The organism is Paenibacillus roseus (assembly GCF_016424485.1).
Classification (GTDB): domain Bacteria; phylum Bacillota; class Bacilli; order Paenibacillales; family Paenibacillaceae; genus Paenibacillus_D; species Paenibacillus_D roseus.
On sequence record NZ_JAELUP010000005.1, the window covers coordinates 60,620 to 76,208 of the forward strand.

Sequence of the window (15,589 nt, forward strand, 5' to 3'; positions counted from 1 at the left end):
TTATCCTTTTCTTTGTCTTGCATCCGTCGCACGCTTTAATGCTTGTCCGACATTATTTATACTCAACATCAATACCAGAATCAGCACTGATGCAGGTAACCAGATCCACCATCTGAATTCAAGAGTTTGCGGGTTTCTTGCATAACTCACCAATGTGCCCAGGCTTGGCGTGCTCTCAGGGAATCCGAAGCCAAGGAACGACAATCCGGATTCAAGACCGATATTCGCAGCCAGGTTCAGCGTCATCGAGACGATAATAATCGAGCTCAAGTTCGGAAGCACCTGGGTGAACATAATTTTGAAGTCGGAGGAACCCAAAGTTTTGGATGCGTGGACATACTCCAGTTCCCTCTCCTGAAGCGCCTTGGAACGGATCATTCTGGCAATCCCCATCCAGAGAAACGCCGTCATAATAAGCGAGAACGAAACAACATTGTATTTTGGCACCGCTGTAACAAAAGCAATAATGATCATAATCGCAGGCAAAATCATGAAGAAATCCAGAATCCGCATTAATATATTGTCTATTGTGCCCCCATAATAACCGGAAACCAGCCCCAGCAAAATGCCGATGAATCCGGTCATCAGCGTTACAATGATCCCAATGCTCAGAGAGTTTCTTGTGCCAATGATCAACTGCCCGAATACATCGCGGCCGCCGTAGTCGGTACCCAGCCAAAACTGGGCGGACGGCTTCTGGTACAAGGAGAACAAATCGACCGTAACAATTTGTTTCTGATCCAGCACCAGCGAAATTCCGTACACGGCAACAACAATCAGGCCGATGAATATTAAAGATATAAGCGCCACTTTGTCTCTCACAATTTCCCGCCACAGAATTGACAGCCCTGACGGGCTCTTTTCGAATTTCTGCGGCTGAGGCGGCACATTGTTCGCCTTACCCATTTCCTTCACCTCAGCGTTTTGGAGTTCTTATTGAATCCGAATGCGCGGATCAACAATACTTAATATAATGTCGGATAGCAAAGCTCCCAGAATAGAAGCAATACCATACAGCAGAACCAAGGCTGTCACGACACTGAAATCACGAATCATAATCGAGCTGATGAACAGCTGGCCCATTCCCGGATAGCTGAAGATGCTCTCAATAAAGATCGAGCCACCGATCAAGCCCGTAATTTCATAACCGGACAAAGCAGCAATGGGCAATAGCGAGTTGCGCAAAATATGGCGATTGTAGACCCGGGATTCGGAAGCGCCCTTCGCTCTTGCAGTCAAAATAAATTCTCTTTGCTTCGTATCAATAATTTCACTTCGCAAATATTGAACCGTCGTAACCGTAGCAATCAGAGCCATGGACATCGCCGGCAGCAACAGATGGTAAAACTTGCTGACCGCATAGGCAAAACTGCCTTTGGCAAGCCCCGGCTCGACGCTGCCGCCTGTCGGAAACCAGTTCAGGGTGAAACCAAAAACCCAAAGCATCAGCAAACCAAAAATAAACAATGGCGCTGCGAAGCCGAAATAGGTATAGCCGGTAATCAACCGGTCCTTCCAGGTGTCATTATAGCGTCCGCTAATAATTCCGAGCGGAATCGCAATCATATACGTCAACAGCAAAGTTGCCACTGACAGCCATACGGTGTTCAAAAGCCGCTGACCAATCAAATCGGTGACCGGCATCTTGAAGCGGAAGGACTGACCCAGATCTCCCTGAACCGCTTTGGTGATCCAGTCCCAATATTGAATATACCAAGGATTATTCAAGCCCAGCTTCTCTCTCTGCGCTTCCAGCGCTGCTGGATCGATACTTGGATCGATCATGCCGGTAAGCGCGTCCCCTGGCATTGACTTTGCTAACAGGAACACCAGAATACTCAGCAAGACAACCTGGGGAACCATGACAAAAAATCTTCGTACGATAACCTTCCACATATCATTCAACCTCTCCCGGGCAATGCCACTGAATGTGTCGCAGAGACGGATTTCATTGGATAGGCCAAGCCCTCTTCATCGAAATAGTCTCTGTAAGCCTGCTCATATTCCGCCTTGACGGATTCGCGGAATTTCAGCCTTTCCTCGCGGCGTGTCGGATCAATATCAGGGATTGCGGCAATCAGACGTTTGGTGTAAATATGCTGCGGATTGTTGAAAATATCATCCGCATTGCCTTCTTCCACATACCGACCCTTGTACATGATGCCGATCCGGTCGCACATATGCTTGATAATCCCAAGATCATGGCTGATGAATAGATAGGTAAGGTTCAAATCTTTCTGAATCTCCCGCATGAAATTCAATACCTGCGCCTGCACGGATACATCGAGCGCAGATACAGGCTCGTCCGCAATAATCAGCTTCGGCTTCAAGGCAATCGCTCTGGCAATGCCGATCCGCTGCCGTTGACCGCCTGAGAATTCATGCGGATACTTGAAGATCGATTCCGGACTCAGATTCACCTGCTCCAGCAGCTCCAATACCCGCTTCTTCTCTTCCTGCGGGGATAGCCTTTCAAAATTGCGAAGCGGCTCGGCAACAATATCCCAGACCCGTTTCTTCGGATTCAGAGAGGAATAAGGGTCCTGGAAAATCATTTGAATGTCTCTGCGGATATTCAGATTGCTGCGCCGACCACCCTTGGCCAAATCTGTGCCGTTGAACAGCACGCTGCCGGACGTGATCTGGTTCAGGCCAATAATTGCGCGGCCGGTCGTTGTTTTCCCCGAGCCCGACTCCCCTACCAGCCCGTACGTCATGCCCTGTTCTATGGATAAATTCACGTGATCCACGGCCTTAACATCACCGGTATGCCTGCTGAACAGACCCGTGCGGATCGGGAAATATACTTTTAAGTCTTTGACTTCAAGAATTGCCATGAGCTTAATCCTCCTCAGTTGTGATCAGGGAAGTGAAATCCCTTATAGCAGGTGCAGCGTACAAAATGCCCTGGCGCTACCTCATGCATCTGCGGGTTCTCTTCATGCGCTGATTCATCAATCCAAGGGATTCGAGCTTTAAACCGGCAGCCCTTGCGGGGGAGATTTTTAAGCGAAGGCACGATGCCCTGAATCACATGAAGCTTCTCCTGCTTTTCATTACTCGCCGGAATCGAATTGAGCAGCGATCTTGTATAAGGATGCCGAGCATTGGAGATGAGACTGTAAATATCGGCAATTTCAACAATTTGCCCGGCGTACATGACCGCCACTCGGTCCGCCATCTCTGCAACAACACCGAGATCATGCGTAATGAGAATAATACCGGCGTTAATATCGTTTTTGAGCTTGCGGATCAGGTCCAGAATCTGCAATTGAATCGTTACGTCTAGCGCTGTTGTCGGTTCGTCGGCAATCAGCAAGCTTGGCTCATTGGCAATTGCGATGGCAATAATCACCCGCTGCCTCATGCCTCCGGAAAGCTGATGGGGATACTGAGTATATGTATGCTCAGGACGCGGGATACCCACTTTTTGCAGCAAATCGATCGCTTTGGCCTTTCGTTCCTTGGAGGAAAGCTTTGGATTATGGAGGAGCAATATTTCTTCAATCTGATCACCAATAATCATAAGCGGGTTTAACGCAGACAAAGGATCCTGGAAAATCATGCCCATCTCCTTGCCGCGCAGCTTGTTCAGCTTGGACGGCGGGAGGTTCACAATATCCTGACCCTTGTAATAGATTTGACCTTCCGTTTTCGCTCGTGTATGCAGGCCCATAACCGAGAAGGCAAGCGCACTCTTGCCTGAACCGGATTCACCCACAATCGCCAATATTTCATTCTTTTTGACGGCGAGCGATACATGGTCTACGGCTGCATAATAATCGTCGCCAATTCGAAATGATGTTGTAAGATTTTCAATTTTCAATAGCTCTTCATTCAAATTCAATCACCCTTAACGACAATTAATTTCATAACATGACAAAATTAATCATTATTTTAAATATAGTATATTGAATACAGTAAAACGAATGACAATCCGACAATTTACGGATGAGCCTGCCAAATTTTGTGTGAGCTTTTGTGACTCAATATAAAATCGACATCAAATAGAGCTGCTCCAGCATTGTAAGAGCGTGACGAGCCTTTTTCAGCATACTTCGTCAATGGGACGTTTAATTTTGTAAACATTTTAACTTTTTTAAAACAAAAGCACAACCTTTTGTTGTATATTGTATATTGTATATTTCTGTATTCGTCCCCTGCTACAAGCTTTATAAACTTTACAATACAACAATAAACACCTCTAGATTTATGTGAGGTATTATGACAATGAATTTGTGGCTTGAACGGTTATTTTTCTAATATAACGCACTCTTTCCAGAATTCCAAGCACTTTTTACAATTTCAACAAAAACTGTATGTCTACTTGAAATTTCGGATGGAACACAAACCAAACATCCTGCTCAATCTTTCTCTCGATCTGGCAAAGAGTGATCATGAGAACCTTCCCCATCATATACCATTTTAAGGCTTCCTTTATACAAAAAACAGACCTGACATGGAGTAGCCAACCCTCCAGTCAAGTCTGCCCAGATCAGCAGAGCTTTCGCCCCTCAGACCTCTTCCAAAAATCTCTGATAATTACGGTATTGCTCCTCCGCAGCCAGTTTGCCGCCCATCAGCTCATAAGCCTTGATTAGCCCCAGATGTCCTTCTTCGGAATAAGGATGGTACTGAACAATCCGCTGATAAAGCGATACCGCCGCGGCAAGCATCTGATGGTCAACATAGAAAGAGGCTAATCTCACCGCATGATGAAGCCAGCTTAAGCGCAGGCGATGCCGCTCGCTTTCCGCCCACAGATAGCCCTGCTCTTCAAAATAATCCCCGGCATAGGCATCAATCGCCTTCTGATGCCTCTCATAGTTATCTTGATCCACCCTATCAAGCTGCAATAATTCCTCCTGCCACATATCCACATCGATTCGCACCTGCTTCAGGTCAAGCTTGTAGCCCCGCTGCGCCCCGATCTTGGCAATGGCAATATCTATATGAAGCTCCTCGAACATTTTTCGTACTTGGTAAATCGTCGTATACAGATGCGTCATTGCTTTCTTGTATTCCGTACCAGGGAACAGCAGGTCAATCAATGTCTCCTTATTTACTACCGTTGTCCGATTGTGCAGCAAATAACAGAATAGCTCCTCCGATTTCAGTGTTCTCCACCGGAACGATTCCCGCTGACCTTCCCTTTGCTCGTACTGCAGCATATTCATACAACGGATAATCGGGGCTTCAGCGATGATCGCCGTTTGCGGACGCTGCTTGAACCTCTCCTTCAGCTTGGCAACCGTCTTCTCCATCCTTGTACGCTGCAGCGGTTTGAGGACATAATCCATTGCATTCAACTCGAAGGCGTCTACTGCGTACTGATTATAAGCGGTAATAAACACAATGTCCGCAGCCGGCCAAGTGTCTTGAACCAGTTCCGCCGCCTGCAAACCATCCATTTCAGGCATGTCGATGTCTAGGAAGACCGCATCCGGTCTTGTCTCGGATATAGCTTGAATAGCCTCAAGAGGATTTGTGCTCGTACCGGCAATTTCAAAGTCTCCCAAATCCTTCAACATGCTTCCCAAGTAAAAAAGTGCCAGCGGTTCATCATCAACCAGATAAACCTTGATCATCTGCATGTCACCACACTTAGCGTTGATATATGCCATTATAGCACACGCCCGGCGTGATCAGCCCACTGTTTAAAGAATTGTCCCTGATATCGCTCCCCCACTTGCTTATAAGGACTCGCTGTTCAGACCCAGCTCTGCCGAAGGATTCAGCGTAATTTCAAACGCCCGCCCCCATGTAAAGCCGGTGTTAGCAGGCGGAAGCGTTACACTTGTATATGGAACCAAATCCCACGCTCCGCTGTGAATGCGATGAATATTGCAAGCCGCAGGGGAGGCGGCGGGGATAAAAGCATTAGCGGCGGCCAAAATGGCTGTATGCGTCTGCATCCGTTCCTCCAGAAGCGCTGACAGGTCGCTGTAATCACTCGCTGAGACGAAGAGCAGCATATTCGCATCCGCTGTCACATTCGTATACGGAGAACGCTGGGCCGCTTCCGCCCTGATCTCGCCAATCGTCAGCGCCTTGTAGGCGTAATCCTTCAGAAAGCGCTTGAACAGCAGCGTCCCATGAGCATTCAATGCAGCATTCAGTGTTTGCAGCGGCACATTACCCGTCAAAAAGGCATATCTAGCGTGCCCCATGCCCACAGCCAGGCCAATCTTGTTCCCTGCCGTATTCCATGCGCTGTATCCAAGCAGTCGCCCCGTGAACGGGCTGGCAAGCAGCGCGGTTGTCACCTTCTCATTGGCCACGCCGCCGCTAGTAAAATCCAGGACAATAGAAGGTACGCCGCACCCCCCGTTGGCTTCGACATGTTCAACCGCCTGCGCCGCTTGATTGTCATCCGTCACCGCAATAATGTCCATTTCGAAAGGACCGCTTGCGACAAGCTGTCCGCCTGCAATATCAACATGGCTGCGAATGTTCTCATTCACATCCATATATTCGTAAGGGTTGATAACAGTAGAACCATGGGGACCGTAATATCTCACTCTATACCGGGGCTTTGCAGGACCGTGATAGATCCTCCCGGCCATCCTGGCCAGCAGAGAGTGGCCGAGGCCGTCCGCATCAGGCAAAATCACGGCGCGGTCCGGATTTTTTCCGTTGACGCCGCCAAGCCCGGAATCAATGCGCTCTTCCACCCAGGCGATTTCATTCGCCTGAACGCCTTCAATATACGCATCATCAACACCGATAGCCAGAAAATCAATATACCCCTCCTGTGTCAAGCGCTCCAGCACATAGCGGGTCGTTTTTAATTTATGGCGGCGTGTGTTGTAAAAATGCGTTTTATTAAAATGAACCGTGTCACCATAAGCCGTACCGTCCGGCTTGAGATCGTAACCTTCCAATATTTCTTCAAATGATTCAAAATGCTTGCGCGGCTGCCGCATAAAGTTGCGGGATTCCTGATAGGCAGGCGTTGTTAGCCCCTCGACATGAACCGTTGTAGCCAAACGCATAATCGTATCCATCACATAGACAGGCTTGTGCGGACACATTTGTTTGACGCGCCGGATTGTATCCAACAGATCCGTAGTGCTGCAATCAAAATCAGGATAGGCCTGACTATCCTCCGGGCGCAGATAACGGCTCCCGATTAACCCTCCGTACGCTAGCATATCAATCGAAATAATAAATCCGTCCGCCTCATCGGCCCTTTCCTCGATGAACCGCGCGATATCCCCGGGCTTCCCGTATACAGGATCGCTCGTGCTTGTCACCTCGGAACCGGATACTGTTTTTTGCGTATCCAGACGATTGCGGATATCACCAGCATTCGGCGTGATTACCTCGATGCCCGCGGATTTTCCCTGTACAATGACATCATCCAAATTGACAGGCCTGTCATCCAATGGCACATACACTACCTTTTTCATCCATATCACTCCCTGATATAAGTTATGGCGGGGCGCCAGGAATTGATGAATCCCCGGTCTCCAAAAATTGCCCTCACTTATATAGGTAATTTAATGAGTTCCGTTACAACCTGTTGACGAACCAAGAAACAACTCGTATCAAGACCTCAAACACTGACTTTATAGGTTAACTCAAAATTTTTTAAAAAACTATGTCGATTTATAGGGAGTTATGTCGATAACTTATATATAATTTAATTTAGGAGGCATGTCCAATATTTTACTTTGGTCTGACCTCATAGCCGAAAATTTTTCAAACTACCTGACTAATCAAGGAGTGAAATTAATGAGATGGTTTACCAATCGTAGCGTGAAGACCAAACTTGTCACCTCAATCTGTATTGCTTTGGTGCTCGCATTCGGAGCGCTGTTGTACTCCAACATTATCCAATTGCACAGCCTTACACTGGAGAAAGGTGAACTTAACACCATGCTGTCCGCAGATGATGCTTCGGATGTATTTCAGGACAAGCTGACCCGGCTTGAAGCTTCCCTGAAAACAATGGGGCAAGTGCTGCTGGATGCCAGCAATAACGGTACCTTCAGCCGGGCTGAAGGAGTACGCTTGTTGGAGGAAGAGTTGAAACGTCAACCCGATCTGTTGGCCATCTATACGCTGTGGGAGCCTAATGCATTCGATGGACAGGATACAGCGAACAAGAACAAGGAGCTCTATGACGATAATAGTGGCAGATACCTTCCGTACCTGGTCCGGGAAGGCAACAATATATTGGTAGAGCCACTCGAATATTATTCCGATCCCAATTCCGAGGATAGCCAATATTATTACCTGCCCAAATCCACCAAGCGGACATATTGGTCTGAGCCGATGGAATACAAAGTAAACGGCAAGGACATTTTTCTAAATAGTGTAACCGTACCGGTGCTTGACAAGAAGGGCAATTTTGTGGCGATTGTCGGGGCGGATTTCAGCCTGGATTTTCTGCAAAAAATGACGGAGACGCTAAAGCCGCTGGGCGGATATGCCTCCATAATTTCTGAGAAAGGGGTTTTTGTAAGCAACGGCCGCTATCCGGATGAGATAAATACCCAATTCGCGAACAGACCGGACAAGGTTGAAATCTGGAATAAAGTTCTTCAAGGCGATTACAGGCACTATGCCATCGATCGCAACGGAGCAAAAGTGATTCGGATATTTACGCCAATTACGATCCAGGGATCGGACAACCGCATGTACATGCAGACCACCATTAACGAAGCAGTCGTGCTGGAAGAATTCAACAGGTCATTAGTGACTACCATTGTGACTGCTGTCGTCTTGCTTGTAATTCTTGGCTTGCTCGTGTACGTCTTTGTGCATTTAATCGTGAAGCAAATTGCCAAGGTCAATCAATTATCCGTCCGCTTGGCCCAAGGCGATTTCACCGGGAAGTTGGAAGTACGCAACCGGGATGAGATTGGCAGTATGACCGCGCGGCTCAATGAGATGATGGAGAAACTGCGAATGACCATCAAGACCGTATCTGACCATTCACTATCGATTGGAGCAACCTCCGAGCAACTTACGGCCAGCGCCGAGCAAACGGGGAAGGCAGCGGAGCTGATTGCCGCCTCCATCCAGGAAGTTGCAGCAGGCGCCGAGTCCCAGCGGAATGATGCCTCCGAAACGGCAAGGACGATGAACGAGCTCGCTGCCGGGATCGATAAAATCGCTACTTCCGCTTCAGAACTCGCTGATTCTTCACAGGTAGTTGAGAAACAAACGCGCGACGGGAACGAATTCATCCAGGCTTCTGTCCGGCAGATGGCAATTGTGTCCGATTCTGTCGAAGAATCGTCGCGCAAGATCAGGCAGTTGAATGACAAATCCGAAGCGATCAGCCGATTTGTCGGTATTATTTCCGGTATCAGCTCCCAAACCAATATTTTGGCGCTGAATGCCGCTATCGAAGCTTCCAGAGTCGGCGAACATGGTCGAGGCTTTGCTGTCGTTGCAGAAGAAGTACGCAAGCTGGCCGAACAGTCCAACCAGGCCGCAAGACAAATTTCCGAACTGATTCAGGAGATTCTTGTCGAAATTTCCGCCGCCTCCCTAGCGATGGGGCAGGGAGCGCTTGAGACCGAACGCGGGGTTGAAGCTGTCGAAAACAGCGGACGCATCTTCGCCTCCATTCTGGAGGAGATGGCTGGTGTGAATACCCAAGTCAGCGAGTTGTCCGCCGCTTCCGAGCAAATGTCTGCAAGCGTCGAAGAAGTCACCGCTTCGGTAGCGCAAATGGAGCACATTGCTGAAAAGTCGGCAACCAATGCTCAACATGTAGCGGCGGCCTCCGAGGAGCAACTGGCAACAATGGAAGAAGTCAGCGCAGCAGCCTCCCAGTTGTCCAACATGGTGGAAGAACTGGTCGCGCTGATGAGCAAATTCAAAACCTGATGACAAACCTTATGATGTGAAACCGCTGTGGAATTCCCGTAGCGTGGCAGTAAAACGCAAATCCATGCCTCAAAACCACCGCCAGGAGTCAACAAGACCGAGGACTGTCCTCAACCTGAGCGGTGGTTTTTTTCGTTTTTCCAGCAGGACGAATTGCCGCCTGCCCGGCCTTCGCTTTTGATGCCTGGTGCAAAGTATACTGATACTTGATCGAGAAGAGAAAAAATGTTGAGAAAATTCCAACACAAAATCAGCCTCCGCTTCCACGATTGACGAACGGGAAGTGAAGGCTGATTTTTTACATCATTGAATATTTATGGCATTAGGCACTTGAAGCCGATAGAATAATTATGAAGCCTGGTTCTTGTTGAACTTAGCTGCTCAGTGTTTCCGTAAGTATAGGAACAATCTGCTTTTTGCGGGATACAACACCCGCCAGAACCGCTTTATTGTTCTCCAGAGTTACTTTATATGCTTTTTCCACAGCTGCGGACTGGTTGCCCAAGGCCAGCGCCACGGAATTGCTGTTCAGAATATCCGTAACAACGAGTACAAACAGGTCGAGACCTTTGCTTGCGATAATCGCATTCAGCGCATCCTCAAGCTCAGCCTGACGGGAGATGACGTCGTTAGGGTCAATTGCGTTCACCTGTGCGATTTCAACCTTGTAAGCGCCCATCTGGAATTCTTTCGCATCCAGGGACAGCAACTGCTCGATCGTTTTGTCGCTCAGGTCAGCGCCGGCTTTCAGCAAGTCCAGCCCATAGCTGTCAACGTCAACACCGGCAATTTCAGCCAGTTCGCGCGCGGCAGCCACATCCTGCTCCGTGCAGGTCGGGGATTTAAACAGCAGCGAGTCGGAGATGATAGCAGACAGCATCAATCCGGCAATCGGCGCGGGAACTGCTACGCCGTTCTCTTTGTACAGCTTGTTCAGAATCGTTGCTGTGCAACCTACAGGCTCGGCACGGTAGTACAGCGGGCCGGCTGTCTCAAAGTTTGCAATACGGTGGTGGTCAATAACTTCGGTCACGGTTACTTTATCAATATCGCCGGCGCTTTGTTGACGCTCATTGTGGTCGACGAGAATAACCTCTTTCGCTTCTTCGGCCACTGCTTCGACAAGACGCGGCGCATCAATCTTGAAATAATTCAAGGCAAAGCTTGTCTCGCCGTTAATTTCCCCAAGACGGATAGCCTCAACATTCTGCCCCAGCTTGGTTTTCAGGTCTGCATACGCGATCGCGGAACAGATTGTATCTGTATCCGGGTTTTTATGGCCAAAAATCAACGTTTTTTCCATTGTTTCTTACTCCTCCATCGTTGGGTTTGAGAACAGGCCCGGCTGCATTCTCAGACGCAGCAGCTTTCAGCCCCATTTTATTATAACGTTTAATATCTATTATTCCTATCCTATTATTCGGTAGAAATAGAAAAAGGAGCTTTAAGCCGTACAAAACAGCCTGAAGCTCCTTCCTTATTTCTTCTGCAACTTATATATTTGTAGCCTGTGCTCAGTCCGCAGAAATATCATGCTGCTGGGACGCTCCCGCCTCTGCCGGCTGACGTCTATTCCGAATCTTCTTTCGCACCCACAACCCGATCAAGATAAGCGGTACTCCGATCAGAAAAACGTACAGCGACACTTTGCCAACCATTCCCTCGGCGGCACGGCCATAAACGTAAAACAAGATACCGATAGCATAAAACTTGATCGCCCGCCCCAAGGCAGCATACGCCATTAACCGCCACAGCGGGAAATTCAGACACCCTGACAAAATGGTAAATACCTTGAATGGAATTGGCGTGAACGCTCCGATTAAGATCGCGGCCTCCCCGTTCTTGTTGAACATTTCCGTCGCCTTATCGACCCATTTCTTTTTCAAAATTTTGTACAAAAGGGATTTGCCGAGCAGTTTCCCGATTAAATAGCCAAACGGGGTGCCGAGCAGGCAGGCTATGAAGCCAACTGTAGCAAGCCATAACGCAGAGGAAGGGTCTAGCAGACTAAGCGAGACCTGAAGAAAAAACGCGGGGATAGGAAAAATAATCGCATCTATAAAAGAATGAATAAATAGTCCCCACACTCCGAAATCCTTCAAAAAATCCAAGATTGACTGAATCAATACGCAGGCCCCTTTCTACATCCGTAAATCGTCAATAAAGCCTGGGTACTCCAACTTTATTTTCGCTTATAAGCTTACCTCATCAAGTATATATACGTAAGCGGCGCAGGACTGGTTTCATCCCCGACCCAAGTCCAGTCAAAAAACTACGCATGTCTTCATCATACAACAAAACCGGGGAAATGAGAATGACAGCCTGTCCCTTCACAAGCGTGGACGGGCAGGCTGTCAATTTTGGTGCTGTCAGTTCTCCCCGGACATCGCTGACTTCTTCTCCAGCTCATGCAATTGCTCCAAAAGCTGCTCCCTGGAAAAATGCTCTCCAATGAATACGGCCACATCATGAACCTGGCCCTGCGGGTTAATTCGCAAAAAGTCGCTTTCCCGGTAAGCATATTGGAACATGAAACGGCTCTTAGTCTCCTTGAAGGTGACAACTCCCTTGGCGCGGTAGATATCATCCGGCAAGTGATTTAACAGTGCTTCAAAGGCCTCGCCGTCCACCGGTTCCGGGAAGTAATGAGTCAGCACCATCACATGGCTATGGCTATGATGCATATGCCCCTCCTGCTGCTCGGCAGCTTCATCATGTTGCCCGCAATGTGCGTGGTCATGCTCGTCATCCGCGCAACAGTGGACGTCCGTCACCGTATTGCCACCATTATCATCGTGGCTGTGAGACACAGTTGCATCGTACTGTTCACGCCCGTACTCCTTCACCGGACTGCTCGTCAGCGCCGCAGCGTCCACAACAGCTTTTACCGTTACGAACAGCTCTGCCTTTTCGTTCCATCCCCGTACAAGTTGCTGTACTTCTACGACCTGCTCCGGGTACAGCCGATCCGCCTTATTGACGATCAAGTGAGTCGCACAGCGAATTTGCTCCTTCATAAGCCGGAAGGTAGCGCCCTTGCCATTGCGGCCCCGCTCCAGCAGCTCCGGTCCGTCCACGATCGTAATGATGGATTGCAGATCCACATGAACAAGCAGCGCTGCCTCTGTGACACCGTCGATAATTTCGAGCGGGTTGGCAGCGCCTGTAGACTCGATCAGAATCACATCAGGCCGATGAGTTGCAATCAACTCCTGAATCTCCATGCCAAGGTCGCCGCGGATACTGCAGCAGATACAGCCGCCAAGCATCTCGCTCATCGGCACCTCCCTGTTCATTAACGTTCCGTCCAGATTGACATCCCCCAGCTCATTCATGACCACGGCGACTTTCTGATCCACAGCATGATAATAATCGATCAAGCGGGTCAACAGCGTCGTCTTGCCGCTGCCCAAGAAACCGGTAATTAAATGAACGGGTATATTGCGTTCCTGTACCCCCATCGCTTTCATCCTTTCGGAGTGACATTCTAGTCGGAATTATATCGTAATCATTACGGATGTGACAAGCGTAATTTACCTCCAAAAAGAATAGCCTGCAAGACGGACACTTTGTACAAAGTGTTATCTTGCAGGCTCATTTATCCCGGCTACAGGCTGTCCTGTATAGTTGTACCCGCAATAGCGGTCCAAGGTCTCCCGCAGCGTCTCCAGTTGGACAGGCTTGCTGATGAAATCCGCCATCCCGGCAGCACGGCAGCTCTCTCGATCTCCGGACAATACATTGGCTGTCATTGCAATGATGACCGGCCGTTCCTCTTCATTGAGCGATGAAACGATCTGCCAGGCGGCCTCGCGGCCGTCCATCACCGGCATTTGAATATCCATCAGAATCAAATCATACCGCTTGCGCAATGCCAGCTCGACCGCTTCCTGACCATCAGCCGCCACGTCGGCTGTAAATCCAAGCCGCTGCAGCAACCGCAGCGCCAACTTCTGATTGATATCATTGTCCTCGGCAACCAATACGCGGAAATCCGAATGATTATGCCCAGACTCATGTGAATTGCCGCTTCCATCACCATCATAGGGCTCTGTTTCCATGTACTCTATGTCTGCGCCGATCTCATTTTCAGTATCCTGCAACAACGCCGAGAAGGAAAACGGTTCATTATGCATCGCCGTACCACGGTTCAATCGGAACGGCTTGACGCGCAACGTAAATATAAAGGCTGCCCCGCGCGAACGCTCCGTATTCACGCGAATGGAGCCGCCCATAAGCTCAATCAGATTTTTACAGATCGCGAGTCCAAGGCCGGTTCCGCCGAATTTGCGGGTCATGGAAGAATCCAACTGCGAGAACGGCTGAAACAGCAGGGACACTTTTTCCTTCGGGATGCCGACTCCCGTGTCTTCCACCGCCATTTCTATGACCAGTTCATGACCGTAATCGGCAGCCAGGCGCGCGTGTAGGGAAACCCCGCCTTCCTGGGTAAATTTCACCGCATTGCCGACCAGATTGATCAACACCTGACGCAGCTTCGTTACATCGCCTACAACAGATCTCGGCAGCCCCGGCTCCAGCTCATAGCTCATTTGCAGATCGCAGCCTTTGGACTTGGGTGTGAACAGGTCGAAGGTTTCAGCAATACACGCTTCAAGTTCGAACGGTACCTCCTCCAGCTCCATTTTGCCGGATTCGATTTTGGAGTAGTCCAGGATATCGTTGATAACCGACAGCAGCGCGTCTCCGCTCTTGCGAATCATGTCCGCATAATCCCGCTGCTCCTCTGTCAACTCTGTCTCCAGCAGCAGCGTGGTCATCCCCAGGACGCCATTCATTGGGGTGCGAATCTCATGGCTAACCATGGCGAGAAATTCGGTTTTGGCCTGAGCAGCAATTTCCGCTGATTCCTTGGCCTTGACAAGCTCCTTCTCAAACCGCTTGCGCTCGGTAATGTCAATTACCGTACAAGCAAAGATTGGCTCGTTGTCCACTTCGGCTCTGCCGAGCTGGATTTCCGCTTCAAACAAGCTCCCATCTTTGCGGCATGGCGTCACCTGGAGGAACGAAGCGAATTCAGCGGCAAGCTGCTGCGAAAACTGTACCGGATTGCAAGATTCCAGGCAAGGGATGAGCTGTGTAATATTAAGCCCTATCGTCTCCTCGGCCGCGTAATAAAACATTTGCTCTACAGCAGGATTCACCGTCAGAATCGAGCCGTCCTGGTCAAAGGTAATCATCGTATTGACCGATGTTTCTCCGACTACTTTTGCCTGGGCCTCCGTCTTGCTCAGCTTGTTGGCGGTAAACCGCAGCTCATGGTTGATTTTCTCCAGTTCTTTCGTCTTCTGATGCAGCAGCTCCGTCTGAAGCTGGAGCTTCTTGCTGCTCACATACATCGTGACGAAGCCGTCGATTTTGGTACGCAGAATCTGCGGAACGAAAGGCTTAAGCATATAATCAATTGCGCCAACGGAATACCCGGTGTAGAAATGTTCGGATTCCTTGCTCGTTGCAGAAATAAAGATAATCGGGATTTCCTTTGTTTTCTCCCTGGCTTTGATCAGCCGCGCAGTCTCAAAACCATCCATTCCCGGCATTTGCACATCCATGACAATAACCGCATAGTCATCCTTCATCAATCGGCGAAGAGCCTCTTCGCCAGAAAAGCATTTTACCAGATTATAGTTCCGATCCCCGATTACCGCCTCAATCGCCAGAAGATTATCCGGGTTATCATCCACCAGCAAAATGTTGATCGGTTGCTCAGTTGAAAACACCG

11 protein-coding genes are annotated in these 15,589 nt (G+C 49.1%); 1 reads left to right on the top strand and 10 read right to left on the bottom strand.

The genetic code is table 11. The features are described from left to right. The 6 genes from JFN88_RS02365 to JFN88_RS02390 all read right to left on the bottom strand — a co-directional run bounded on the left by JFN88_RS02365 (position 1) and on the right by JFN88_RS02390 (position 7,412). Positions 1-906: an ABC transporter permease gene (locus tag JFN88_RS02365; protein WP_199017688.1), complete on the bottom strand. Its 906-nt coding sequence runs from the start codon at positions 904-906 to the stop codon at positions 1-3. A gap of 27 nt (positions 907-933) precedes the next feature. After that, the gene (gene opp4B, locus JFN88_RS02370; protein WP_199017689.1) at positions 934-1,896 is read right to left on the bottom strand and encodes an oligopeptide ABC transporter permease; all 963 of its coding nucleotides are present in this window, start codon (positions 1,894-1,896) and stop codon (positions 934-936) included. 5 nt (positions 1,897-1,901) lie between these two features. Further along, positions 1,902-2,837, bottom strand: a complete 936-nt coding sequence (locus tag JFN88_RS02375; protein ID WP_199017690.1) for an ABC transporter ATP-binding protein — start codon at positions 2,835-2,837, stop codon at positions 1,902-1,904. Positions 2,838-2,851: 14 nt separating this feature from the next. Then, on the bottom strand, positions 2,852-3,841 hold the full coding sequence (locus JFN88_RS02380; protein ID WP_199017691.1) for an ABC transporter ATP-binding protein: 990 nt from the start codon (positions 3,839-3,841) through the stop codon (positions 2,852-2,854). 673 nt (positions 3,842-4,514) lie between these two features. Next, entirely contained in the window at positions 4,515-5,588 is a 1,074-nt protein-coding gene (locus tag JFN88_RS02385) for a response regulator (protein WP_199017692.1), read from the bottom strand. 105 nt (positions 5,589-5,693) lie between these two features. Next, on the bottom strand, positions 5,694-7,412 hold the full coding sequence (locus JFN88_RS02390) for a DUF4127 family protein (RefSeq protein WP_199017693.1): 1,719 nt from the start codon (positions 7,410-7,412) through the stop codon (positions 5,694-5,696). A gap of 325 nt (positions 7,413-7,737) precedes the next feature. Between JFN88_RS02390 and JFN88_RS02395 the strand changes: the two genes are divergently transcribed. Next, complete coding sequence (locus JFN88_RS02395) at positions 7,738-9,846, top strand: methyl-accepting chemotaxis protein (RefSeq protein WP_199017694.1); 2,109 nt, start codon at positions 7,738-7,740, stop codon at positions 9,844-9,846. 373 nt (positions 9,847-10,219) lie between these two features. Here JFN88_RS02395 and JFN88_RS02400 read toward each other — a convergent pair whose 3' ends face one another. From JFN88_RS02400 to JFN88_RS02415, 4 genes are all read right to left on the bottom strand, one after another. Then, the gene (locus JFN88_RS02400; RefSeq protein ID WP_199017695.1) at positions 10,220-11,149 is read right to left on the bottom strand and encodes a manganese-dependent inorganic pyrophosphatase; all 930 of its coding nucleotides are present in this window, start codon (positions 11,147-11,149) and stop codon (positions 10,220-10,222) included. A gap of 211 nt (positions 11,150-11,360) precedes the next feature. Continuing rightward, positions 11,361-11,972, bottom strand: coding sequence for a YqaA family protein (locus JFN88_RS02405; protein ID WP_199017696.1), 612 nt, complete (start codon positions 11,970-11,972; stop codon positions 11,361-11,363). Between the two features lie 243 nt (positions 11,973-12,215). Next, the gene (locus JFN88_RS02410; RefSeq protein WP_199017697.1) at positions 12,216-13,307 is read right to left on the bottom strand and encodes a CobW family GTP-binding protein; all 1,092 of its coding nucleotides are present in this window, start codon (positions 13,305-13,307) and stop codon (positions 12,216-12,218) included. A gap of 120 nt (positions 13,308-13,427) precedes the next feature. Further along, entirely contained in the window at positions 13,428-15,587 is a 2,160-nt protein-coding gene (locus JFN88_RS02415; protein WP_199017698.1) for a response regulator, read from the bottom strand. Positions 15,588-15,589 lie beyond the last annotated feature (2 nt).

Coding starts and splice junctions, on each gene's coding strand:
- JFN88_RS02365 (WP_199017688.1), bottom strand. CDS start 906: ATGGGTAAGGCGAACAATGTGCCGCCTCAGCCGCAGAAATTCGAAAAG.
- opp4B (WP_199017689.1), bottom strand. CDS start 1,896: ATGTGGAAGGTTATCGTACGAAGATTTTTTGTCATGGTTCCCCAGGTT.
- JFN88_RS02375 (WP_199017690.1), bottom strand. CDS start 2,837: ATGGCAATTCTTGAAGTCAAAGACTTAAAAGTATATTTCCCGATCCGC.
- JFN88_RS02385 (WP_199017692.1), bottom strand. CDS start 5,588: ATGATCAAGGTTTATCTGGTTGATGATGAACCGCTGGCACTTTTTTAC.
- JFN88_RS02390 (WP_199017693.1), bottom strand. CDS start 7,412: ATGAAAAAGGTAGTGTATGTGCCATTGGATGACAGGCCTGTCAATTTG.
- JFN88_RS02395 (WP_199017694.1), top strand. CDS start 7,738: ATGAGATGGTTTACCAATCGTAGCGTGAAGACCAAACTTGTCACCTCA.
- JFN88_RS02400 (WP_199017695.1), bottom strand. CDS start 11,149: ATGGAAAAAACGTTGATTTTTGGCCATAAAAACCCGGATACAGATACA.
- JFN88_RS02410 (WP_199017697.1), bottom strand. CDS start 13,307: ATGGGGGTACAGGAACGCAATATACCCGTTCATTTAATTACCGGTTTC.